Annotated in this window: 17 protein-coding genes; 8 read left to right on the top strand and 9 right to left on the bottom strand. The window is 68.2% G+C overall.

Going from position 1 to position 24,499, the window contains the following annotated elements:
• Positions 1–7: 7 nt before the first annotated feature.
• Complete coding sequence (locus tag TN53_RS00245) at positions 8–991, bottom strand: dehydrogenase (RefSeq protein ID WP_046256195.1); 984 nt, start codon at positions 989–991, stop codon at positions 8–10.
• A 107-nt stretch (positions 992–1,098) separates the two neighbouring features.
• On the opposite strand from TN53_RS00245, the gene TN53_RS00240 reads away from it, so the two are divergent.
• Positions 1,099–1,857 (top strand): CDP-alcohol phosphatidyltransferase family protein, encoded by a 759-nt coding sequence (locus tag TN53_RS00240; RefSeq protein ID WP_046256194.1) that lies wholly within the window; start codon positions 1,099–1,101, stop codon positions 1,855–1,857.
• A 157-nt stretch (positions 1,858–2,014) separates the two neighbouring features.
• Here the strand turns inward: TN53_RS00240 and TN53_RS00235 are convergent, their stop codons facing one another.
• Genes TN53_RS00235 through TN53_RS00220 form a run of 4 tightly spaced genes read right to left on the bottom strand, consistent with a single transcriptional unit; the run spans position 2,015 to position 5,570 of the window.
• A complete protein-coding gene (locus TN53_RS00235; protein ID WP_046256193.1) occupies positions 2,015–3,244 on the bottom strand; it encodes an MDR family MFS transporter in 1,230 nt (409 codons plus the stop codon).
• A complete protein-coding gene (locus tag TN53_RS00230; RefSeq protein WP_046256192.1) occupies positions 3,241–3,534 on the bottom strand; it encodes a hypothetical protein in 294 nt (97 codons plus the stop codon). Before TN53_RS00230 ends, TN53_RS00235 begins: the two co-directional genes overlap by 4 nt.
• Before the next feature lie 3 nt (positions 3,535–3,537).
• Positions 3,538–5,028 carry an ABC transporter substrate-binding protein gene (locus TN53_RS00225; RefSeq protein ID WP_095046214.1) on the bottom strand — a complete coding sequence of 497 codons (1,491 nt, stop codon included), beginning with the start codon at positions 5,026–5,028 and terminating at the stop codon, positions 3,538–3,540.
• A gap of 5 nt (positions 5,029–5,033) precedes the next feature.
• Positions 5,034–5,570 (bottom strand): GNAT family N-acetyltransferase, encoded by a 537-nt coding sequence (locus tag TN53_RS00220; protein ID WP_046256190.1) that lies wholly within the window; start codon positions 5,568–5,570, stop codon positions 5,034–5,036.
• Positions 5,571–5,727: 157 nt separating this feature from the next.
• Between TN53_RS00220 and TN53_RS00215 the strand changes: the two genes are divergently transcribed.
• Together TN53_RS00215 and TN53_RS00210 are read left to right on the top strand one after the other, a co-directional pair.
• Entirely contained in the window at positions 5,728–6,663 is a 936-nt protein-coding gene (locus TN53_RS00215; RefSeq protein WP_046256189.1) for an ATP-binding protein, read from the top strand.
• A gap of 54 nt (positions 6,664–6,717) precedes the next feature.
• On the top strand, positions 6,718–7,110 hold the full coding sequence (locus TN53_RS00210) for an SCO5389 family protein (protein WP_046256188.1): 393 nt from the start codon (positions 6,718–6,720) through the stop codon (positions 7,108–7,110).
• Between the two features lie 21 nt (positions 7,111–7,131).
• Here the strand turns inward: TN53_RS00210 and TN53_RS43955 are convergent, their stop codons facing one another.
• A complete protein-coding gene (locus tag TN53_RS43955; protein ID WP_159038091.1) occupies positions 7,132–9,462 on the bottom strand; it encodes a DUF4132 domain-containing protein in 2,331 nt (776 codons plus the stop codon).
• 611 nt (positions 9,463–10,073) lie between these two features.
• Between TN53_RS43955 and TN53_RS00200 the strand changes: the two genes are divergently transcribed.
• A complete protein-coding gene (locus tag TN53_RS00200; RefSeq protein WP_234441483.1) occupies positions 10,074–13,115 on the top strand; it encodes a type ISP restriction/modification enzyme in 3,042 nt (1,013 codons plus the stop codon).
• A 6-nt stretch (positions 13,116–13,121) separates the two neighbouring features.
• Here TN53_RS00200 and TN53_RS00195 read toward each other — a convergent pair whose 3' ends face one another.
• From TN53_RS00195 to TN53_RS00185, 3 genes are all read right to left on the bottom strand, one after another.
• On the bottom strand, positions 13,122–13,517 hold the full coding sequence (locus tag TN53_RS00195) for a hypothetical protein (RefSeq protein WP_052745117.1): 396 nt from the start codon (positions 13,515–13,517) through the stop codon (positions 13,122–13,124).
• A gap of 110 nt (positions 13,518–13,627) precedes the next feature.
• Entirely contained in the window at positions 13,628–14,200 is a 573-nt protein-coding gene (locus TN53_RS00190) for a hypothetical protein (protein WP_234441482.1), read from the bottom strand.
• 137 nt (positions 14,201–14,337) lie between these two features.
• On the bottom strand, positions 14,338–15,570 hold the full coding sequence (locus TN53_RS00185) for a DNA sulfur modification protein DndB (protein WP_095046212.1): 1,233 nt from the start codon (positions 15,568–15,570) through the stop codon (positions 14,338–14,340).
• A 193-nt stretch (positions 15,571–15,763) separates the two neighbouring features.
• Between TN53_RS00185 and TN53_RS00180 the strand changes: the two genes are divergently transcribed.
• The 4 genes from TN53_RS00180 (at position 15,764) to TN53_RS00170 (ending at position 24,450) form a co-directional block, all read left to right on the top strand.
• Positions 15,764–17,929 carry an N-6 DNA methylase gene (locus TN53_RS00180; RefSeq protein WP_199924477.1) on the top strand — a complete coding sequence of 722 codons (2,166 nt, stop codon included), beginning with the start codon at positions 15,764–15,766 and terminating at the stop codon, positions 17,927–17,929.
• 94 nt (positions 17,930–18,023) lie between these two features.
• Positions 18,024–20,039 carry a type I restriction-modification system subunit M gene (locus TN53_RS00175; protein WP_046256186.1) on the top strand — a complete coding sequence of 672 codons (2,016 nt, stop codon included), beginning with the start codon at positions 18,024–18,026 and terminating at the stop codon, positions 20,037–20,039.
• Complete coding sequence (locus TN53_RS44555; RefSeq protein WP_095046211.1) at positions 20,036–21,274, top strand: restriction endonuclease subunit S; 1,239 nt, start codon at positions 20,036–20,038, stop codon at positions 21,272–21,274. The genes TN53_RS00175 and TN53_RS44555 overlap by 4 nt, the downstream gene beginning before the upstream one ends.
• Positions 21,271–24,450, top strand: a complete 3,180-nt coding sequence (locus TN53_RS00170; protein WP_046256185.1) for a type I restriction endonuclease subunit R — start codon at positions 21,271–21,273, stop codon at positions 24,448–24,450. The genes TN53_RS44555 and TN53_RS00170 overlap by 4 nt, the downstream gene beginning before the upstream one ends.
• Positions 24,451–24,499: the final 49 nt, after the last annotated feature.

The raw sequence follows: 24,499 nt of genomic DNA, 5'->3' as shown, positions 1-24,499 counted from the left end.
TCTCAGGTCAGGCGCTCTTGCCGTACCTCACGCGGTGACAAAGAGCAGGAATTTCCCCGGAAGTGAGCCTGGGCATCACCTGTGGCAGCTCCTCGAACGCGCTTTCCCCCGTGACGAGCGCGTCGAGCGCCGGGTCGGCGAGCAGTTCGAGGGCGAGGGCCAGCCGGTCGGCATACGTACGGCTGGAGCGGCGGGCCGGGGAGACGGTGCCGACCTGGCTGCTGCGGATGACGAGCCGCCGGGAGTGGAAGGCCTCACCGAGCGGAAGGCTGACCTGCCGGTCGCCGTACCAGCTGAGTTCAAGGACGGTGCCCTCGGGTGTCAGCAGTTCCAGGGAGCGGGCCAGTCCCTGTTCGGTGGCGCTGGCGTGGACGACGAGGTCGCACTCCCCCAGCGCGTCCCGCGGCAGCGCGAAGTCGACGCCGAGGGCCTTCGCGACCTTCGCCCGCGCCGGGTCGGCGTCGACCAGCTGGATCCGTACGCCGGGGAAGCGGGCCAGCAGTGCGGCGACCGAGCAGCCGATCATGCCGCCGCCGACCACGGCGATCCGGTCGCCGACCAACGGCGCCGCGTCCCAGGCCGCGTTGACGGCGGTCTCCACCGTCCCGGCCAGGATCGCCCGTTCGGCGGGCACGTTCTCGGGCACCCGGGTCACGGCGGTCACCGGGACGACGTAGCGCGTCTGGTGCGGGTAGAGGCAGAAGACCGTAGCGCCCACGAGGTCCGCCGGGCCCTCCTCGACCTCTCCGACGCTGAGGTAGCCGTACTTCACGGGTGCCGGGAAGTCGCCCTCCTGGAACGGCGCCCGCATGGCCGCGTGCTGGCTCTCGGGGACCCCGCCGCGGAAGACGAGAGTCTCCGTGCCGCGGCTGACGCCGGAGTACAGGGCGCGGACCAGTACTTCCCCCTCGGAGGGGGCCGGGAGGGTGACCTCACGTATCTCACCCGCACCGGGGCTGTTGAGCCAGAAAGCACTCGCGGTGCGCTTCATCGGCATCCTCCTGAACGCTTGGGAAGTGGTTCACGTACCGAGGTGTGCACAGGTCGCGCACAGTACGCGGCGTTGATCGACTCTGTCACACGGCCGGAGGATGTTCGGTGGCCCTGAACAACACTTACGACGCAAGGCTGGTCCAGCAGGAGACCGCTGTGGGGGCGGGTCTGCAGATCCTGTTGCTGGCTCTGCTCGGGACGGCGATCGGCATGGGACCGGCGGGCTGGCTGACCGGTCTCGTCTTCGCCGTCGCCACCTGGGCGGTGCTCTCCCGGGCCCTGCACCGCCACCGTCCGCGCTCCTTCGGCCCCGCCAACCGCGTGACGCTCGGCCGGGCCACCCTGGTCGGCGGGGTCACGGCCCTGGTCGCCGACTCCTTCCAGAGTTCACCGCCGGTCACCCTCTTCGTCGGTCTGACGGCCGTGGCCCTGATCCTCGACGGCGTCGACGGCAAGGTCGCCCGCCGCACCGGCACCTCCACCCCGCTCGGCGCCCGCTTCGACATGGAGGTCGACGCGTTCCTGATCCTGGTGCTCAGCGTCTACGTGTCCATGGCGCACGGCCCGTGGGTCCTGCTGATCGGCGGTATGCGCTACGCCTTCGTCGCCGCCGCCCGCCTCTGGCCGTGGCTGAACGCCCCGCTCCCGCCGAGCACGGCCCGCAAGACGGTGGCCGCCCTCCAGGGAGTGTTCCTGCTCCTGGCCGCCTCGGGCCTGCTGCCGTACGCCCTGGAGTTCGGGGTCGTCGCGACGGCGCTGGGCGCGCTGGTGTGGTCGTTCGGCCGGGACGTCCTGTGGCTGCTGCGCACCTCCCGGATCGAGGAGGTCCTGCTGGAGGACGTGCGCGAGCTGGTCGCCGGATGAACAGGCCCTGAGCGCTCCGCGGGAAGTGCCGCGATGTGCCGTCGGCCGTCCGCGGCGCCGTCGAGGCTGGTCGCGCCCCGCGGCGGAGCCGCATATGGATACGGCCCCGCGCCCCTTCAGGGCGCTGCCGAACCATAACGGACTTCACCCGACCCGCTCAGGGACGGCGCGGCAGCAGTGCGATCGCCGCGGCCGGTACGGCGGCCAGCACCAGCCATGGCACGGCCGCCGGCAGCCCGCTGTCGAGGAGTGTGCCGGTCAGTGAGCTGCCGACCAGCACGATCAGGCCGGAGACCGAGGACAGCGCGCCGGTGTAGAGGCCGAGCCGCCCCTCCTCGGCGAGGTCGGGGACCCAGGCGCGGGCGACGGGGGCGACGAGCATCTGGCCGAGGGTGAGCAGCACGACGAACCCGGCCGCGGGCAGCAGCCCCGCCGTCCCTGTCCAGCCGGCCGGCCGGGCGAGCGCCACGACGGCGAACCCGGCGGCGATCAGCAGCAGTCCGGCCATCATCGAGCGGCGCAGTGCGAGCCGGTGCCCCACCCAGCGGGTGACGGGCAGCTGGGCGGTCACCACCAGCAGCGAGGACAGGGCGAACAGCCAGGCCAGCGCGGACTGGGAGCCGGTGGCCCGCTCCACCTCGGCGGGCAGGGCGAGATAGAGCTGGTTGTAGGCGAGCAGATAGGCGCCGTACGCGCAGCACAGCGCGAGGAAGCGCCGGTTGCGCACCAACACCCGTATCCCGCCCTTGACGTGGACCCGCTGGCGTCCCGGGATGTGCTGCGGCAGCAGCCACGCGTGCCCGGCGAGGACGAGCACGAAGATCCCGGCACCGGCGAGACACACGCTGCGGAAGTCCACCGCCAGCAGCAGCGCGCCCAGCAGCGGCCCGACGAACGCCCCCGCCTGTCCGGCCACGGTGAACAGCGCGAGCACCCGGGTACGGGATCCGCCGCCCTCCTCCTCGTGGACGACGGCCTGCCGGGCCACCTCGGACTCGACCGCGGGGGAGAACAGCGCGGCGGCGAACCCGATCAGCAGCACGGCCCCGATGACCGCCCAGGTCGCCTCGGCGTACCCGAGCCAGGCGAACCCGGCGATCCGCAGCGCGCAGCCCGCGAGCACGACCGGCCGGATCCCGTACCGGTCGGCGAGCGCCCCGCCCACCACGAACAGACCCTGCTGGCTGAAGGTCCTCAGCCCCAGCACGAACCCGACCATCCAGCCCACCATGCCCACCGCCGTGCCGAGGTGCTCGGACAGGAACGGCAGCACCGCGAAGAAGCCGACGTTGAAGGCGAGTTGGGTGAGGATCAGCAGCCGCAGGAGGGGGGTGAGGCGGGTACGGTCCGGCGTCCCGCGCAGGGCGGTCGACAGCGAGCTGCTCATCGGGCTTCCACCAGTTCCCTTGTACGAGGCTGCTGTTCGGGTTCGGTCACGGGTGGACGCGGGGTGCGGCGCGGGGTGCGCACTCCTCCCGCCGCGGTGACCGCGAGCGCGCCGAGCAGGGCGAGTACGGCGGCCGGGGCGAGGACGGCCCAGGGGGCGCGCTCGGCGTAGGGCTGGTTCTCGGCGAGCGCCGGATCCGTGCGGTTGAGCCAGGGCAGCAGGCCGATGGCGCACACGAGGGCGGCGGCGATCCCGGCCCGCCACAGGAGCGTGGCCGCTTGCTGCCGCATACGTCAGCGCCGGGTGCCGACGCCGACGAGGGTGCGCTCGTACGGGTCGAGGAGGGCGCCGCCGACCTGGGCGCCGACGCCGGTGATGACGCGCTGGTGGACGAGCGGGACGACGGCGTCGGTGCCGAGGATCTTCGCCTCGGCCGCCATGGCGGCGTCCTGGCGCTTCGCGGTGTCGGCGATGCCCTCGGCCTTCTTCACCGCCTTGTCGACGTCCTTGTCGCACAGCAGCGCCAGGTTGTAGCTGCCGTCGCAGGTGAAGTCGCTGGCCAGGAGTGAGACGGGGTCGCCGGTGTCGAGGAGGCTGTTGCGGGCACCGACGAAGGCGTCGAACCTGCCCTCCAGCACATCGCTCTCCAGCCGCGAGTACTCGCGCACCTCCAGCTCGACCTCGAACCCGGCCTTCTCCAGCTGCTGCTTCAACACCTGGGCGACCTCGGGCAGTTCGGGCCGGTTGTCGTACGTCGCGAGGGTGATCGTGGCTCCGTCCGGGTCGGTGGCCTCCGCCCGGCCGGCCGGCGCGGTCCGCTTGCCCTCGACCCAGGTCACGGCGGGTCCGTAGAGGCCGGCGCCGGCGTCGGCGTACCCCTCGTAGACGCCCTCGGCGAGTGCGGAGGCGTCGACCGCCTGCCGGGCCGCGGCCCGGAGGCCGACGTCCTTGAACACGTCCGACTCGGTGTTGAGGAGCAGGCTCGTGGTGCGGGTCGTGGCCGTGGCCTTGCGGATGCCCTTGTCGAGGGTGACGGCCTGGGCGACGGGGATCGCCTCCGCGAGGTCGACCTGGTCGGTACGGAGCGCGCTCGCACGGGCGGTGCCGTCGGCGACGAACTTCACGTCGATGCCCGAGGCCTGGGCGCGGCCGCCCCAGTAGTCGTCGTAGCGGTCGAGGGTGGCGGCGGTGGCGCCCATGACCTTGGTGAGCTCGAAGGGGCCGGTGGCGTGGCCGATCGGGTCGACGCGGTCCGTCCTGCCGTAGGCCTTCGCGGAGAGAACGGCGAGGCTCGGGCTGGACAGCCGCAGCGGCAGTGCGGGGTCGGGGTTCTTCGTGGTGACCCGGACGCCGGTGGTGCCCTCGGCCTTCGCGGCGAGGGTCATGCCGGAGAGAGCGGCGGGGGCCGGCCGGGCCTCGGTGGCGTGGGTGAGGGCGGTGGCGACGGCGGCCGGGGTGACGTCGGCGCCGTCCTGGAAGGTGGCCTCGCGCAGGGTGAACAGCCAGGTGCGGTCGTTCTCGCGGGTCCAGGACGCGGCGAGCGCGGGGGCCGCGGCGCCGTTGGCGTCCAGGGCGGTCAGGCCCTCGGTGACGCCGAGGCGGCTGAGGAGGGTGGCGTCGGCGCCGTACGGCGAGAGGTTCTCGGCCGGCGGGAAGGCGAGGGCGACGCGCAGCCGGGAGCCGTCACCGACGTCGTCGGACGAGCCGCGCGAGCCGTCGGAGGCGAAGCAGCCGGTGAGGGCGGGGGCCAGAAGGAGGGCGAGGAGGAAGCGCGGTCGGGTCATTCGGGTCATCGCCCCATCGGGATCTCGAAGTGCAGGACGCCGGACGCGCCCTCGGGGTCCTCGCGCTCGTCGTGCACGAGCTTGCCGAGGGATCGCCAGAAGGCCTCGGCGCCCGGGACGTCCGGGTCGGTGTGCAGATACACGCAGCGGTAGCCGCCCTCGGCGACGGCGAACTCCATCAGCTCCGCGACCAGCCGGCGGGCGAGACCGCGCCTGCGGTGCTCGGGGCTCACGTAGACGCGGCGCAGTTGTGCGGTCCGCCCCGAGGGGTAGCGCTCGGCGACATGGAGCGGGTTCGGCGGATGGGCCGGGCCGCGGGAGTCCAGGGCGCCGGTGGCGACGACCTCGCCGCTTTGCGGGTCGAGCGCCACGAGGAGGGTGTGGCGTTCGGGGACCAGGTAGGCGGCGGCCGGGTCGATGATGTCGCCGTGCCAGCGGGGCGCATAGCCGGAACCGAAGTCGCGGTAGACGGTGTCGAGCATCACCGCTCGGGCACCGTCGAGGTCGTCCGGGCCCGCGGCCCTGATGCTGTAGTCGCGCACTTGCACATCATATGCATTAAGCCGAACCGCTTTGATCACCGGGCGGCGAGGAGGTTGGCCACCAGGCGATTTGACAGTGATCGACAACACGCCTTAAACCTACCGACATGACATCCATTTTCAAAAACGCCTTACGTGCGGCAAGGGCGGGATGCTGATGCGCATCGCCTTCGTCGGCAAGGGCGGCAGCGGCAAGACCACCCTGTCGGCGCTCTTCTCCCGACATCTGGCCCGCTCCGGCGCCCCGGTGCTCGCGGTGGACGGGGACATCAACCAGCATCTGGCCGAGGCACTGGGTCACGACGGTCCACCGCTCGACACCCCACCCCTCGGCGCCCACCTCGCCGAGATCAAGGACTTCCTGCGCGGCACCAACCCGCGTATCGCTTCCCCCGAGGCCATGATCAAGACCACTCCACCGGGCCGGGGCTCCCGTCTGCTGACTCTCCTCGGCGACGACGAGCTGCACGCCCGGCATGTCCGGCGCGTGGGTGACGTGCCGCTGATGGTGACGGGCGAGTTCGACGAGAGCGACCTCGGCGTGGCCTGCTACCACTCCAAACTCGGCGCGGTCGAGCTGTACCTGGGCCATCTGGTCGACGGACCCGGCGAGTACGTCGTCGTCGACATGACGGCCGGCGCGGACGCCTTCGCGTCGGGGCTGTTCGCCCGCTTCGACATGACGTTCCTGGTCGCGGAACCCACGCGCAAGGGCGTCTCGGTCTACCGCCAGTACCGGGACCACGCCCGGGAGTTCGGGATCCGGATCGGCGTCATCGGCAACAAGGTGACCGGCGAGGACGATCTGCTCTTCCTCAAGGAGGAGGTGGGGGACGACCTCCTGACCCACCTGGTCCAGTCCTCCTGGGTCCGCGCCGCCGAACAGGGCCGCGAGCAGGGCGAGTTGGAACCGCACAACCGCCACGCTCTGAATGTCCTGCGCGAGACGGTGGACTCCCGCCCCCGCGACTGGACGGCCCTCCACCGCCACGCGGTCGAGTTCCATCTGCGCAACGCCCGGGCCTGGGCGGGCGAGGACCTCGCCTCCCAGGTCGACCCGGACTTCGTCCCTGGCCCCGCTTCCCTCCTCTGACACACCCCCTCCCCCTCACCCCCCACTCAACGCACAGACAGGACAAGCACCTTCATGTCTCTCGACGTCTCCCCGAAGCTCCTCGCCGAAGCCGAGCAGGGCGCCATCCGCGAGGAGGACTTCGTGGACACCGTCCGCACGTCCCTCCCCTACGCCTACGACCTCATCGCCTCCCTCGCCACCGAACTGCACGACGGCCAGGCCGAGTTCACCGACAACCAGACGCCCCCGCCGTCCGAGAAGGAGCGCGGCCAACTGCTGCGGGCCCTGGCCAGCGACGCGATCCGCGGCAGCCTGGAGCGGCACTTCGGGGTGGCCCTGGCCTTCCAGAACTGCCACCGCGTGGCCGCCTTCCGCCCGGGCACCCAGGACAGCGAGACCTACACGAAGTTCACGTCGCTGCGCTCGCAGGTCCTGAACCAGTCACCGGAGTTCCGGGACTGCTGACCGGACGTCCGCCGGCGGACGTCAGACGCCTCCGTCGATCTGCGCACGGATGGAGGCGTCACTGATCTCGGTGTCGGCGGCGAGCAGGAACGCCTTGCTGAGGATGAGGGTCAGTCGATCGTCCTCGAAGGGCAGGAACACCCTGCCGCCGGCCTTGCCGCGGGCCGGGACTATGCACAGGTAGGAGTGGTCGGGCTCCATCAGGATGTTGGCCGAGCCGAGGTGGATGCGGTAGGTGCGCAGGTCGCCGCGGACGACCAGGAAGCGGCCGTCCAGTGTGCAGCGGTCGGCGATCTTCAGGCGGGGCAGGATCCGCTGCAGGGCGTCGCGGCGGGCCTCGGCGGTCTCGGTCAGGTCGGCGAAACCGGCCCGCTCCCAGTAAGCCCGGGCCGGGCCCTCGGCGGTCCAGTCGGGGTCGGCGGCGATCGAGGTCACGCCGACGAAGAGGTCCACGTCCCGCATGGCCTCGCTGAACACCGGGGGCGGGACCTCGGCGAGCGGCGACTGCCGCCACTGGCCGTCGACGCGGTGCTCGAAGCAGACCCGGTCGGTCGAGGCCACCAGGTCCTGCTCCTCCGTCCAGTCCACGAGGACATGGGAGAAGCAGACTCGCCACTCCGCCGCTATCAGCGTCCGCACCGCCGCGTCCCCGTCGCCGCCGTCCCAGGGCCCGAGCAGCCGGCTCGTCCAGCCGCGGGCCCGGAACAGCGCGAACATCCGGCGGTAGTGGACGAGATGCGCCGCGAAACGGTTGGAGTGGAAGCGGGTCTCCTCCTCGGCCGGCGTGAGCCGGTAGATCTCGCGGAACGCCTGCTTGAACGGCTGCTGTATCTCCCCGTCGACCAGCCGGTCCCGCCAGGCCCGTACGGTCTCGGCGTCGGCGCGGATCGGGTGCCACAGGCGTACGGAGGCGCCGTCGGGCGCATCGGGGAGGTCGTCGGTCACCGGCAGAACCGCCTGCCAGGTGCCAGGAGCGGTCTCGACCTCCCAGATCAGTCGGCGTGCGACGGACCGGGCGAGCGGATGCCCGGCCAGCTCGGTGCGCCACCATCCGTAGGGGTGGACGGCGTCGACGGCCAGGCCGCCCTCCAACGCCCTCGCCAGCGTGGCCAGTTGGTTGTCCGTCCGCTTCACCAGATCCCGCAGCTCCTTGACCAGGTCGGCGTGGTCGCGGCGCACCGGTGCGGGGACGCTGCGCAGCGGGCGGCCGTCCTTCTCCCAGGTCAGCTCGACGGTCTCGGCGACCGTGACGACGGCCGCGTAGCCCCCGCCCACCTCCCTGCGCAGGACGCCGTCGTCGCCGAAGCCCCGTCTCGGCTGGCGCAGCGCCACGTCGGTGCGCTGGGCCAGAGCCGCCTCGACCTTCTTGAGCAGCTTGTCGAGCTGCTTGGGCACACCGCCGTGCCGGGTGACCGAGCGTGCGGTGCGGATGGCGGTGACCAGTTCGGGTGTCGGGAAGTCGCGTGCGGCACGGACCAGTTCGTACAGCAGCGCCTGCGAGGGCACGGTCTTCGCCGCCGTGGGCGCGACCGCCGTACCGGGCACCAGGCGGTCGAACACGCCAGGCAGCCACGGCTCGTCCCGCAACAGCGCCACCCGCGCCGCCTGCCCGAGGACGTCGACCTCCCGTGCCGTGAACGCCTTGTCGGCCCAGTACGGGATCTCGCCGGACTGGATGGCGGCGATGCGATCGGCGGCAGCTTCCAGGGCGCGGCGGGTGAAGGTGACGTAGGCCGGGATGTCGGCGAGGTTCTGCCAGACGTCCGGTACGGCGTCCGGCGAGAAGTAGGTGTTGAGGGTGTCGACCTGGGCCAGCACGGCCCGTTCGGCCGGGGTGAACGCGGTGACGACGACGTCGATGGCGTCCATGGCAATGGCTCCCCTGTCCTCGCCCAGCCGTTCCGCGACCGCGCGCAGTGGCTCGTCGCCCGCGAGTCCCGCCACGGTGAGCAGTGTGTACGGGTGCGGTAGTTGCTTCTGCTCCAACAGCACCCCCGTCAAGCCGCGGGCGGGTCCGGAGAGTTCGGGCCACGGGCCCGTGCAGCGCAGCAGCGCGTCCACGCCCGGGGTGGCGTTGACCGCGCTCCCCTCACGGTCCCCGCTCTTCGCGACGAGCGCCTCGAACATCCGGCGGCACGCGTCCGGTGTGAAGCGCGGCTCCCGGCCCTCGGCCGCATGCCGGATCACGGAGCTGACACGCCACATCGGAGTCGGCGCGTCGACCGTGACCCGCTGCACCGCCGGGAGCAGTTCGCCGAGCTCCTCGGCGGAGAGTCCCGACAGGTCGGAGGCCTGGACGTCGAGTTCGAAATCCGGGTCGGTCAACGCCCGGACCAAGTCGTCGTAGAGCATGTCGAGGATCATGGCAGGCGGCACTGACAATGCAACCGGCTCTCGGTCTCGCCCCCGGAGGAAGGTCTCCAGGGCCGCCATGCACCACCTCCCTCCTTTCCTCAACCTGTCGCCGTGAAGTCTGCTCCGGCGATGCGCCGGTCGCCGCGCCGCCGGCGTTGCGCTGATGGGCCCGCCCGAATCGGTGCCAGACGTGAACCTCTGCGCCATACAGAGGGATGGACAGAGCGCTGCCGCTCCGTCACCATCAGTTACGCGCGTTGCATTTGACGGGCTGACATGCATGTGGCATGCCCCGAGGAGGGACAACCGGGGCGCATCAGACCCCGGGGGGATTCATGTCTGAGGACTCGTATGGCTGGTTACGCGACGCCGTGTCGGATTTCGGCCGACAGTGCCGTCGGAAACTGGCCGGCGGGGGCGGCCCGGAATCATCCATACGCTCCCCTCTCGAAGTGTTGCTCAGGGCTGTGGGCGAACGTCATCAGTTTCGAGAGGTCTCGTGGCACGACGAATATCGCATCCCTGAGCTGGGTGTTCGCCCTGACTACGCAGTTCGGTCCGGGCACGACATCACCGGGTACATCGAGCTTAAGAAGCCCGGACTGTCGGTGGATCCGGAAACATTCTCGAAGCACAATCGCGAGCAGTGGGAGAAACTGCGAGACCTGCCCAACCTCCTGTATTCCAACGGTACCGAATGGCGTCTGTTCCGCCACGGCGAACAGCTCGGCGAGACTGTCTTCTTCCACGGAGCACTCAAGAGCGCCGGCGAGAAGCTGTCACCCGGCAGCCCGGCCGCATTCGACGCACTGCTCAAACAGTTCCTGCGCTGGACCCCGCCAAAGATCACCCAAGTCGCCCGTCTCGTCCACCACATCGCGCCGCTGTGCCGACTACTGCGCTCCACCGTCCTGGAGCAACTGGACTTCGAGGCACGCTCGTCAGCTCCCGACGACGACGTACGCGCCCGACCGTTCACCGGCCTCAAGAACGACTGGAGGCGGTTGCTCTTTCCCACCGCCGACGACGCCACGTTCGCCGACGGATACGCGCAGACAATCACCTTCGCACTCCTGCTGGCGCGTACCGAGGGCATCCCGCTCGAAGCGAACTCCTTCCACGAGATCGGGCGCCTGCTCGACGCCGACCACGGGCTGATGGGCAAGGCCCTCCAACTGCTCACGGACAACATCAACGAACGCTTCACCGTCACACTGGACCTGCTGACCCGGACCATCGCCCAAGTGCGGTGGGACGTCATCCGAGCCGGGAACCGGGACGCGTACCTCCACCTCTACGAGCATTTCCTCACCGTCTACGATCCGGCGCTGCGGCAGCAGAGCGGCTCGTACTACACGCCGCTCGAGATCGTGGAGGAGATGGTCCGCCTCACCGAGGAGGTCGTACGGACCCGGCTCGGCCAGGAGGAGGGATTCGGCGCGGACGAGGTGAAGATCGTCGACCCCGCCATGGGAACGGGCACCTTCCTCCACACCATCATCGAGCGGGTGGCCGAGCAGGCGACGGACCGCCACGGCCCGGCCATGGCCCGCGACGCCATCTCCCGGCTGGCCTCGCGGCTGTTCGGCTTCGAACTTCAGACGGGCCCGTTCGCGGTCGCCGAGCTCCGTGCCTCCGACATGCTCAAACGGTACGGCGCGCCGCTGCCTCGGAACGGGCTGAGCTTCTTCGTCACGGACACCCTGGACAACCCCTTCGTGGAAGAGGAGCACCTGGCCTCCACCTACGGAGCCCTCTCCGACTCCCGCAGGCGCGCCAACCAGATCAAGGCCCGCACGCCGGTCACCGCCGTCGTCACCAACCCGCCCTACGACGACAAGGCCGAAGGCCGCGGCGGCTGGGTGGAGAAGCGTCCTGCGGGCAAGGAAGCGCCGGTACTCGATGCGTTCCGTTACCCGGACAACGGTCGTCACGAGCACATGCTCAAGAACATGTACGTGTACTTCTGGCGCTGGGCCACCTGGAAGGTCTTCGATGCTCATCCGGAGGACCAGCACGGTGTGGTCTGCCTCATCACCCCGTCCGGATGGGCAACCGGGCCCGGTGGGCGCGGCATGCGCGACTACCTTCGCCGTACGTGCGACGAGGGATGGATCATCAATCTCTCGCCCGAGGGACAGCGGGCGCCCGTCCCGAGTCGGGTCTTCCCGGGAGTCGCGCAACCGCTGGCGATCCATATCTTCGTCCGGCGGGCGGACGCGGTACGTGGGCCGCAGCATCGGGCCCGTGTCCACTATCGGGAGGTGACCGGCCGTCGGGAGGACAAATTCCGTCAGCTCAGGGGCATCTGCCTCGATGACGACGGTTGGCGGGACACCCACACCGAAGGCCCTCGTCCTTTCACGCCGGCCACTCGCTCGGGCTGGGAGGAGTTCCCGGAACTCTCCGACCTTTTTCCCTGGGGCTCTCCGGGATCGAAGGCCAACCGTTCCTGGGTGAGTTCGCCTTCGGCCGAGACACTGCGGCGCAGATGGGCCCGGCTGATCCGGGAAACTGACCTCGTCGAGAAGGGCAAGCTGTTCAAGGAAACTCGCGATCGGACGTTGACAGACAGAAGAGATCCGCTGCCAGGGCACTCGGCCTCTCCGCTTCCCGTCGGTCAGGAGACCGAGACCCTGCCGGAACTCACACGAATAGGACTGCGCAGCTTCGATCGTCAGCACCTCATCGCCGACAACCGCGTTCTTGACTACCCCAGGCCTGGCCTTTGGGCTTCCCTGCAACCCGGGCAGATCTTCCTCAACCAGCAGTCGTCCCACGCCATCGACTCAGGCGCCGCAGTGGTAGCGACCCATCTGCTCCCCGATACGCACCACTTCAACGGCCGCGGCGGTCGGGTCCTACCGATCCTCCATCCCGACGGCTCCGCCAACACCCCCGCCGCCCTGCTGCCTTATCTCGCACATGTCCTGGGGGTAGAGCGGGTCACCGTGGAAGATCTTGCCGCCTACACGATCGCCCTAGCCGGCCACAGCGGCTTCACCGAGCACTTCACCGAGGAACTCCTCACTCCCGGCGTACGCATCCCCCTCACCCGGGAACGGGCCCTCTGGGAAAAGGGCGTCTCCCTGGGCCGTCAAGTGCTGTGGGCCTCCACATACGGCGAGCGCTGCGCTGAGCTGTCGGCGGGACGCCCTCCCGGGAACGTCGAATTCGCATCCGGCGAACCCGGTCAGGTCAAGTACCTGAGCCACATCGGCAACGGGCTCCCCGACCGCATGCGTTATGAGGCAGAGACCCAAACCCTCCGTATCGGTGAGGCACGCTTCGCTCCGGTGCCTCAGGCCGTCTGGCGATACGACGTCGGCGGCATGGGCGTCCTCAACAAGTGGTTCGGCTACCGCAAGGCATCCCCGACCAGTAAGAAGACCAGTCCACTGGACGACATCCACGTCGACAGCTGGCCGCACGAGTGGACGACCGAGCTGATCGAACTGCTCTCCGTCATACGCCGCCTCACCGACCTGGCACCCGAGCAGAGCGAGTTGCTCACCGACATCCTGAGCGGCGGCATCGTGACCGTCACTGACCTGACCACGGCCGGGGTTCTTCCCGTCGCTCCCGGAGCCCGGAAGGCCCGGCATCGTGAGGCGGGCACCTTGTTCAGCACCGAAATCGACAGTGGATGATCCGTCTCAGTCATTCCTGGCCACCTCGGCAAGCGCCTCGCCAAACGAGAAACTGCCCTGGGCCAATCGACGCACCGCACGGCTGAACCGCGGGCCCACGTTCTCTGCCGCTTCAGCGAGCATCGCCACAGCGGCCAGCCGCTCCTCGGCGGCCTCGTACACGGCCCGATAGTGAACCGCCGCCCCCAGATGAGTCATCGCGAACAAACCCTGCTCCCGAGAAACAAGTCCGAGGAAGATCAGCTCTGACACGTCGAGCTCGGGGTCTTCCCAATTCAATCCCCGTGCACTCCATTCCAGTTGCGCATCTTCCTCCGTCGCGGGATCAGGCAGAGAACTGAGCACCGTCTCGGCCAGAAGCCGGTACTGGGAACTGCTGAGCTCGAAGTGCGGCAGCGGCATGAGGTCATGCCTAGCACACAGCTCGGACAAGACTCACCGCGTGGAACTGGCAGAGACTCTGCGTGATCAACGCTCGCAGGCGTGACACCTGCGTCCCGTCACGCGGCGGCTCAGCTGACCCTCTTCCATTCCTGGCAGCGGTTGGTCTTGAAGTACTCGCCACTGTTGAGCGTCACCCGGCCCGGACCTTTCAGATTGTTGTTGGCAATGATCGAGCCGAATTCTCCGCTGGCGTCCTTGGCCCGCTCCCAGTAACAGCCGAACTGGCCCTCGGGGCCAGCTGTCTTGTACGTGCCGGGCTTGATGTCCTCGCCCACGAGGTACTCGCCCTCACCCGAGAAGCTGGTCGCCGGTCCAGCCGGCTCCGTCTTCTTCGGCTTGGCGGTGACCGTTTCGGTCACGGTGGGTGCGGGCTCGGCCTCGGCCTGCGCTGTCTCGGTGACGGTCACCGTTGGCTGGGGCTCCGCCTTCGCGTCGGTTGTGCCGCCGTCCGTCGATCCGGTGCCACCGCTCGAACCGATGCCGACGCCTATGAGAAGGGCGACGAGAGCGGTGGCTCCGTACTTGATCCTCTGTCTGCGACGGGTGGCGGCCTCAGCAGGGGACGGCGACACCGGAGGCGTCGGACCCCAGCCGCCCTGCGGGCCGTGCGGGTGCTGCGGGTCGGGGTTCGGGATGGTCATGGCGGGCTCCGTCTTCTCTGGACACGGTGGTGTTCGTTGGTGTGCGGCCGCTTCGCTTCAGGGATGCGGGATCCTGCGTTTGACGAGGTCTGTGAGAAACGCGCTTTCTCGTGAGCACGTGTCGCCTCGGGTCGGGTTCAGGAACGCCGGCCGCGGATCTTGCGTCCGGCTTCGGTGGCCGGGTAGAGGATCGCGTCGGCCACGCGGCCGCCGGAGTCCTTGACGCCGCCGCTGAAGTTGAGGCGGCCGGACACTCCGGCCTTGGCAGCGATGCCGTCCCAGTACGCCGCCTCGCGCTCCCAGTGGATGTCGGCGAGCAGCCGGTCGAGTTCGTCGGCCTCCAGGGAGGAGGCGGGATCGCTCCACGGCAGAGCCTGGTGAGCGGCGATGCCCACACCGGCGAGGACGGCAGGCGCGGTCAGTGCGCTGCGGTTCACGAAGTGCGCTGCACGCTCGGAGATCAGCTGTGCGAGCAGCGGTACGACGGCGGCCTCCACCTGCTCGGGCCGCGTACCCGCGGGCAGTTCGTCCTCATGGACGGTCTCGGCGGAGCGAGACAGACCGCTCCGCCCGTAAATGGTGGCCACAACCAGCGCGCGCAATGCCGACAGAGTGATGACCTCACGGTCACCGCGCGAGACCTGCCGCTTGCTGGCGTTGACGAGCCGGCTGAACGGCACGCGCTTCCCGTCAACCTCGACCTTGACGGAATCCGCGACGAGGTGAGCGAGCCGGGTGCCGAAGTCCCGCTGGTCCATCGACATGGCGAGGTTCTTGGCGACGGCGACGCCCTGGACGTTGCGGTCGTAGAAGATCTGCCGCGCGTCGGCCGCGGCGAGGTCGACGTACAGCTCGAACGGGACGCGTACCTGGGCGAGTTCGGTGTGCGTCAGGCCGTACGTCTCCGGGTCGTCGTAGAGGTCGTGCCAGGCTGTGGTCTGGGTCTCGCCGTCGATGGCGATCACCATGGTGCCCGGCGCGATGGTGAGGGTGCGCAGGCCGCTGCCCGGCACGAGCTCGTCACTGATCGCGGCCAGCGGTCCGGCGTGCCACAGGGTGATCGGCGGGGTGGACCAGGCGGCGCCGAGCTCGCCCTTGAGGCCTTCGGCGATGTACTCGGCGTACGACGCGACGTTCTTCCCCTTCTGCGACGACTTCAGGGTTCGCTGCACGGTTGACCGCAGCTCGGCGTGGCGCCGGACGAGCCCGGAGGAGGCCTTGAGCTTCTTCGGGTCCTCCTCGGCGCGCGGCGAGGGGACGAGCTGGACGAGGGCCGGTACAGACATGGTTCCGATGACCGCGTCGTCGCGGAACGGCATGACGGTGAGCTGGGTTCCTTCGACTGCGACGGTCGGCATGGTGAGACGCATGAGGATCCCCTCCGGGTCTTGTGAAACGGGCGGCAAGGCATGGCGATCGAGCGACTTCGACGACGGCACCACGCTCACCGTCGGAAGCGTGACCAGAGAAGCATATCCGTGAAAGCACTGTCAATCGCCTTGACGGATTTGACGAGTGCTGTAGGTTGTTAACTGTTCGCTCCCGAGAGCCCAGGAGCCCTCCATGCCCCAGCCGTCCGCCCATGTGACAGCCGCCGAGATCTCCCGCATCGCAGGAGTCACGCGCGCCACCGTCAGCAACTGGCGTCGTCGACACGACGACTTCCCGGCCCCCTCGGGCGGCACGGACAGCAGCCCGCTGTACGACCTTGAGACAGTGCGGGCCTGGCTGGCCGCGCGCGGCCACGCCGCTGCCGCGAGCCCGGCGGAAGAGCTGCGCACGACGCTCCGCCTCCGTATGCAGGGACAGGGCAGCGGGGCTACGGCAGACCTGTTGCTCCTTGTCTTGGCGGCGGCCCGTCGCTCGTCGGACGATCTCAAGGCGCTCGCGGAACTGCCGGACGCCGAGCTCACTGCCCGGGCCTCCGACGCAGCAGCAGATCTGGCCGGCGTCGTCCCGAATTCGGAGGCCGTCAGCTACACGATTGCCGAGGCGGCCGTACTGCGCGCCCTACTCGCGTGCGTACGTGACGACGGCGCACGGGCCGCGCTGGGCGTGCTCGCGGAGCGGGAGCTGGAGGACAGCGCGACCAGCGGGACGTACCAGACGCCCGAACCGCTCGCAGACCTGGCCGCACGCCTCATCCCTGGCACCGCGACGAGCGTGCTCGACCCTGCCTGCGGCAGCGGCACCCTGCTCGCGGCAGCCGCGGGACGCGGGGCGAGCAAGCTGTATGGGCAGGACACAGTGCCTGTGCAGGCGCAGCGCACCGCGGTGAGCCTGCTTTTGACGGCGCCTGAGTCCACGGTCACCGTGCGCACCGGTGACAGTCTCCGCGCGGACTCCTTCCCCGACGTCGTCGCCGACGCCGTACTGTGCAATCCCCCGTACGGCGACCGCGACTGGGGCCACGACGAGCTGGCGTACGACCCTCGCTGGGCGTACGGCGTGCCTGCCCGCGCGGAATCGGAGCTGGCCTGGGTCCAGCACGCGCTCGCGCACCTCGCTCCTGGCGGTTACGCGGCTCTGATCCTGCCGCCCGCCACCGCGAGCCGCGCCTCCGGGCGGCGCGTACGGGCGGAGCTTGTACGTAGCGGCGCCCTGCGCGCTGTCGTGGCGCTGCCCGCGGGAGCGGCTCCGCCGCTGCACGTGGGATTGCAGATCTGGGTTCTTCAGCGACCTGAGCCGGGGGGTCCGGAACGCAAGTCGGTGCTCTTCGTCGATACGGCGACGGGGGCCGGGCCTGCGCGGGGGACGTTGCCGCTCGCGCGGACGAAGACTGGAGGCCGTCCCGCGGCCGTGGACTGGGCCGGCCTCTCGGCCCAGGTGTTGACGGCCTGGGAGGAGTTCGTCGGAGATTCGGACGGGTTCAACGACGTGCCGGACGTGGCGCGCGCGGTCCCTGTCGTGGATCTCCTCGACGACCTTGCCGACCTGACGCCGGCCCGCCGGGTGCGGGCCGCGCCGTCGGACCTCGATCCGGTGGAACTTGCGGCGGACCTGGACGCCGCGCGATCGGATCTGGTTCGGGTTGCCGAGTCGCTCGCTGAAGCGGCGCACCGCAGTGACTACTTCACCTCGGGCGCGTCGAACGCCGAGTGGCGTACGGCTACGGCGTCGGACCTCGTGAGGGGTGGGGCGTTGGCTCTGTTGAGGACGGCGCCTGGTGCTGAGTCCGGTGTAGGGCGTGGCGGTGGCCCCGAACCTCGCCCTGTCCTGACCAGCACCGACATCGCGCGCGGTACAGGCCCTACCGGAGATGCTGCCGAGTTCGGCGGCGACGTGGCGCCTGTCATCGAAGAGGGCGACGTCCTCGTACGGGCGATTGCGGACGGCACCGGTCCAAAGGTGCGCGTTGCCGACGAAAATGACGCCGGTGCGCTGCTCGGCCCTCTGATCCACCTCTTCCGACCGGATCCGGCTCGTCTCGATTCGTGGTGCCTGGCCGGTTTCCTGGGCGCGGAGGACAACATCGCGGTCGCGTCGACGGGGACGACGGTTTTGCAGGTGAATCCGGGGCGGTTGCGGGTGCCTCTGCTCCCGCTGGTGATGCAGAGGCAGTACGGGGAGGCGTTCCGGCGGGTGCACGAGTTGCGTGTCCAGGCGCGGCGTGCGCAGGTTCTGGCGGAGGAGACGGCGAGGTTGTTGGCGAGCGGGTTGACGGGGGGGCAGTTGGTCCCATTGTCGGAGTCGCGGGCATCGCCCACGGGTGGCGACTCGCTTCATTAGCCATGCGTGGCCTCACATATCGACCACACTTGTGCGCACCTACGCGGCTGTACGCGGGGCGGCGTGACGGTACGGAAGGAACTCGGGGAATCTCTTGAACAGCAGCAAGCACACGGAGTTGGTGAACGCGGCGTGGTCCGTCGCCGAGCTCCTGCGCGGGGACTACAAGCAGTCGGAGTACGGCAGGGTGATCCTGCCCTTCACCCTGCTTCGTCGTCTGGAGTGCGTCCTGGAACCGACGCGCGAGAAGGTCGCAGCAGTCGCTGAGAAGTACAAGGACCAAGAGGACGTCGACCCCGATGGCTTTCTGCGGCGCGCGGCCGGCGATCTCGCCTTCTACAACAAGTCCGACTTGACGTTGAAGAAGATCGCGGGAGATGCCGGTCACGCCGCGACCAACCTCAAGCTCTACGTGAGCAACTTCTCCGAGAACGTGCGCGAAGTTCTCGAGGCCTACGAGTTCACCAGGCACATCAGCCGGCTCGAGGCGGCCAACCAGTTGTACAACGTCCTCGGTGTCTTCACCGACTTGGACCTGCACCCGGACAGCGTGCCCAATCACAACATGGGCTACATCTTCGAGGAGCTCATCCGGCGCTGGTCCGAGCAGTCGAACGAGACGGCTGGTGAGCACTTCACGCCGCGTGAGGTCATCCAGCTGATGGTGAACCTTCTCATCGCTCCGGACGGCGATGCGCTCCATCTCCCCGGAGTGGTCCGCAGGGTGATGGACCCGGCCTGCGGCACCGGCGGCATGCTCTCCGCGGCCGAAGAGCACATCATGGCCCTCAACGAACATGCAGAGGTGGAGGTTTACGGACAGGAGCTCAACGCCGAGTCCTGGGCCATCTGCCGCTCCGACCTCATGATCAAGGGCCAAGAACCAGGCAACGTGGTGTTCGGCAACTCCTTCTCGAACCCCGCGTTCAAGCGGAAGACGTTCGACTACCTCCTCGCGAACCCGCCGTTCGGAGTGGAGTGGAAGAAGGTCAAGGACGAGGTCGAGTACGAACACAACTCCCTCGGCGAGGCCGGCCGCTTCGCTGCGGGTCTGCCCCGCATCAACGACGGCTCGTTCCTCTTCCTCCAGCACATGATTTCCCACATGAAGCCGGTCGACGTGGACGGCAAGGGTGGATCCCGTATCGCGATCGTCTTCAACGGCTCACCGTTGTTCACAGGTGCGGCCGGATCGGGCGAGTCGGAGATCCGCCGGTGGATCCTGGAGAACGACTGGCTTGAGGCCATCGTCGCGCTGCCGGACCAGCTTTTCTACAACACCGGCATCTCAACGTACTTCTGGATCCTCACGAACCGTAAGAGCGCCGACCACAAGGGCAAAGTCATCCTGCTGGACGCGCGGGACCAGTGGGTCAAGATGCGTAAGTCACTTGGTGACAAGCGCAAGGAACTGGGCGACGGCAAGAACGGCAAGCCCAACCACATCGCGGACATCACACGCCTGTACGGGGAAGCGCTGGACGCGGCAAAGGACGAGAACCACCCGCAGCACGGCAAGGTAAAGGTCTTCGCCAACACGGACTTCGGGTACCAGCGGATCACTGTTGAGCGGCCGTTGAAGCTCCGATTTGAGGTGACGGAGGAGACGCTGGCCGCGTTGGCCGCAGCCAAGCCGGTGCAGAAGCTGGAGCAGAGCGAGGAGTTCGTGGCGGCGGTGCGCACGCTGCTGGGCTCGTCGTGGGGGACGAAGTCTGACGCGCTCGTGGCCTTGAAGGATGCGGTCGTCGCGGCTGGGTTGCTGTGGCCGGCGGGGGCGCCGTTCGCGAAGGCGGTACGGGAGGCCATCGGGGTGCGGGATGCGGACGGCGAGGTGCAGTTGGTCAAGGGCGCGTCCGAGCCGGACTCTGAGCTGCGGGACTACGAGAACGTGCCGTTGGGTGAGGACGTTGAGGATTACCTGAAGCGGGAGGTGCACCCGCATGTGCCGAACGCGTGGATCGACCACAGCAAGACGAGGGTGGGGTATGAGATCCCGTTTACGCGGCATTTTTACGTATACAAGCCTCCGCGGCCATTGGCGGAGATCGACGCGGATTTGAAGGCGCTGGAGACCGAGATCCAAGGACTGCTGGGGGAGGTTACGGAGTGACCTCCTATCGCATCAAGGACGTCGCGCGAATTAATCGTCGGGCACTGCCGGAAGATACAGACCCTGATTTCCGATTCCGCTACATCGACATTGCTTCCGTGGATTCTCTAGGGAAGATCACGGTTCCGGAACAGGACAGCGTTTTCGCCTCAGCCCCCTCCAGGGCCAGGCGCCTTGCTCCTGTCGGCTCCGTAGTGGTTTCAACCGTGCGTACATACCTGCGGGCTATCGGAACCGTCCCGGCCACACGCGATCCACTGGTGTTTTCGACTGGATTTGCGGTATTGGAGGCAGAGACAACCATTGACGGCGGCTTCCTCTCGTACTACTGCAAATCACAGCCTTTCATCGACGAAGTCGTCGCTAGGTCCACGGGGGTGAGTTACCCGGCAATAAACGCGAGCGAGATTGGTAACCTCCGAATCCCGCTGCCGCCGCTGGGGGAGCAGCGTCGTATCGCCAGCTTCCTCGACGCTGAGACCGGCCGCATCGACGAGTTGACGCATCTTCGTCATAGGCAGCGGCAACTGATTAGCGAGGGTTTGACGGCGCACGCGGCCCAATTGACCGGTCGAGCAACGGCCAGGGAACTGGGTGCACCTCGCGGACTCACCCAGCTGCGCCGCGCATTGGAATATGTACAGACAGGAAGCACACCAGCCGATCTCAGACATACAGAAGGATCGGAGGTCGCACGAGGCTGGCTTCCCTGGTACACGCCTGCCGCACTTGACGGGTGGTTGACCATCTCGCCAGCGGAGCGGACTACACAGACTCAAGCGGGCGTACCCGTGTTTCCTGCGGGAAGCGTATTGATCACCGGGATCGGAGAGTCTCTCGGGAAGGTCGCGTTTCTGAACCATGCAGCGACGGGAAACCAACAGCTAACTGCTCTCACACCAAGACACGGAGTCAATGCAAGGTTCATTGCCTGGCAACTCTGGTCTGCCGAATCAGAGATCAGAGAGTGGGCACAATATTCGCGCATCCGGATCATCAACAATGATTCACTGAAGTCCTTCCCGATCTACCTTCCCCCTAGAAACGAGCAAGATTCCGCAGTCAGCGCGCTTGACCGCCTCCTCATGAAGGTCCAGCTGACGCAGGATTCGATCTCCAAATTCGAGAGGCTTGCCGCTGAACGCCGCCAAGCCCTGATCACCGCCGCCGTAACCGGCCAATTCGACGTCTCCACCGCCAGCGGCCGCAGCGTAACGGACGGAGTCCCGGCATGAGCCCCGTACACAGCGAGTCCGCCTTCGGCTCCGCCATAGTCGCCGCCCTCCGTGAGGGCGGCTGGCGCGAAGCGAACCCCGAGGATTACCGCCCCGACCTCGGCCTGGACACCAACGAGTTGTTCACGTTCCTCGGCGAAACCCAGCCCGACGAGTGGCACGAACTCCGTAGCGTCTACGGCGACGCCAACGAGGCCCAGCGAGGTTTCGCTCAGCGTCTGGACCGAGCCATCGCCGAGGACGGCCTGCTCCACGTCCTCCGGAACGGCGTCAAGGACCGCGGCGTCCTACTCCGCGTCGCCTACTTCAAGCCGAACCTCGTCGCTGACGACTCCGTCCTCGACGGCTACCGCGCCAACCGCCTCACCGTCGTTCGCGAACTCCCCTACGCCACCAAGCAGGCCGACTGGGGTCACCGTCTCGACCTGACTCTCTTCCTCAACGGAATCCCCGTCGCCACGGCGGAGTTGAAGAACCCCCTCACCGGTCAGGGAGTCGAGCACGCCAAGGAGCAGTACCGGACCGACCGCGACCCGACCGAGCTGATCTTCACGCGCCGGGTCATCGCGAACTTCGCCATAGACCCCGACCTGGTCTTCGTAACCACTCAACTGCGCGGCAAGAGCACCCAGTTCCTGCCCTTCAACACCGGCTCGAAGGGCCCGGGTCGCCCCGGCGGAGCCGGGAACCCGGAGCCGACCGCCCACGGTACGTACGCGACCTCCTACCTCTGGGAGCAGGTCTGGCAACGTGACAACTGGCTCGACCTCCTCCAGCGTTTCGCGCACCAGCAGAAGCACAAGACGCCCGGCGGCGGGACAACCAAGTCCACGTTCTTCCCCCGCTACCACCAGTGGGACGTGGTCAAGAAGCTGACCGCCCACGCGGCGACGCACGGCGCCGGGCACAACTACCTCGTCATGGCCTCCGCCGGCTCCGGCAAGTCGAACACCATCGGCTGGCTGGCCCACCGGCTCAGTGACCTGCACGCCGACACCGATCCACGCCTCCTCGACACCGAGGCGCTCCAGAACAACCGGATCTCGCCCGGCGAACCCGTCTTCGACAAGGTCATCGTCATTACGGACCGTCGCAATCTTGACGCCCAACTCCGGGAAACCGTAGGCAGTTTCTCGCAGACCGACGGCTTGGTCGTGAAGATCGACGAGAAGCACGGCGCGAAGAGTGAGCAGCTCGCCCGCGCCCTCGCCCGGGACACCGGCAAGATCGTCACCGTCACGCTGCACTCGTTCCCCGCGCTGCTCACCTACCTCAAAGAGCATCCCACCGAGTTCAAGGGCACCCGTTTCGCGATCGTCGTCGATGAGGCGCACTCGTCGCAGTCCGGGGACGCCTCCGTCGCCGTCAAGTCCGCCCTGCGCGACCTCGGCCTGGACTCCGACTCCGAGGACGCTGGCGCGACCACGGTCACCCTGGACGACAAGCTCAAGGCGAAGGCCGTCGAGCGTTCGCGGGCCGCCAACCTCTCCTACTTCGCCTTCACCGCCACACCGAAGGCGAAGACCCTCGAACTCTTCGGCACCGAGGACTCCGAGAACGGCAAGGCTGTCTACCGGCCCTTCCACACGTACTCCATGCGCCAGGCCATCGAGGAAGGGTTCATCCTCGACCCGCTGCGCCACTACGTCACTTACGACACGTACTGGAAGCTGGTGAACCAGAACCCGGACGAGAAGGAGGTCGACCCCTCCAAGGCGAACACCCTCCTCGCCCGGTTCGCGCTCACCCACGAGCACACCGTCTCGCAGCACGCCATGGTGATCGTCGAGCACTTCGTGACCCACAGCCGCGGTCGCCTCGGCGGACGAGCGAAGGCCATGGTCGTCACGGCATCCCGGCACTCCGCCGTGCAGATGGCCCGTGCCATCAAGAGCTACATCAAGGACCGCGACTACGACACCAAGTACCCCGACCTAGGCGTCCTCGTCGCTATCTCCGGATCCCTCACCATCGACGGCGAGGAGACCACCGAGGTCAAGGAGAACGACGGGCTGTCCGAGAGCGCGCTGCCCAAGGCCTTCGCTTACACCCGGGCTGACGACAAGGCCGTGAAGGCCGGCGGCAAGGGGCAGCAGGAGTACAAGATTCTCGTCGTCGCCGAGAAGTACCAGACCGGCTTCGACCAGCCGCTCCTCACCACGATGTACGTCAACAAGACGCTGACTGGCATCGCGGCCGTCCAGACCCTGTCCCGCCTCAACCGCACCGCCGAGCGCAAGTCCCAGTCAGACCTCGCCGTCCTGGACTTCGTCAACGAGGCCGAGGACATAAAGGAGGCCTTCACCCCGTACTTCGAGGAAGCGGAGACTCTCCCCTCCGACCCCAACCTCCTCTACACCGCACAGAGCCGCGTCATGTCGGCCCCGGTCATCTCAGAGCAGGACATGGACGAGTTCGCCACCGCGTATTTCGAGGCGAAGGCGAAGGCGGGCGGTTCACAGGCCAAGTGGGAGAAGCTGCACGCCGAGCTGTACCGGCTCCTCTCCCCCGCCGTCATCCGCTTCACCGTGCTGATGGAGAGCGAGGAGGACGACGACGTCGAGACCGCGGAGGACTTCCGCGCCAACCTCAACGACTACGTCCGTAAGTACGGCTTCCTCGCGCAGATCGTGCCGTACCAGGATCCCGACCTGGAGCGGCTGCACCTCTACGGGCGCTACCTCCTCAACCGGCTTCCCCGGCAGGGGGACGGTGGCGTCGACATAGGCGAAGTCGACCTCAGCCACCTGCGCGTCGCGAAGACCGGCGAGCACGATGTCTCTCTCAATCCCGAGGGTCCTGCCGAACTCAAGGGGTTCGGCGACGGCGTGGGCGGCGCCAAGGACGCGGAGAGGTCACTGCTCTCCGAACTCATCGACAAGTTCAACGCGAAGTTCGGCACCGAGTTCGCCGAGGAGGATGTGCTCCCTGCGTTCAACGCCGCCAAGAACGACCCCAAGGTCCGTGCCGCCGCCGTCGTCAACGACGAGGACAACTTCGGTGTCGTCTTCGACAAGGCGTTCAACGGCTACATGATGGATCACGTCTCCACCATCGACACCCTCGGCAAGCGCTACTTCGGCGCCGACCGCAGCTTCAAGTCGAACCTGGACCGGAGTGCGCGCCGCGCGGCATGGCGGATGATCCGCAACGAAGAGGGCCTGGACGACGTGTAGTTCGGGATGCGTCGGAGGGCCCCGCCGTACGACGGGACCCTCCGGCCTC

The organism is Streptomyces sp. WM6386 (assembly GCF_000972385.1).
Lineage (GTDB): Bacteria > Actinomycetota > Actinomycetes > Streptomycetales > Streptomycetaceae > Streptomyces.
This window is presented reverse-complemented; position numbering and strand designations above follow the sequence as displayed.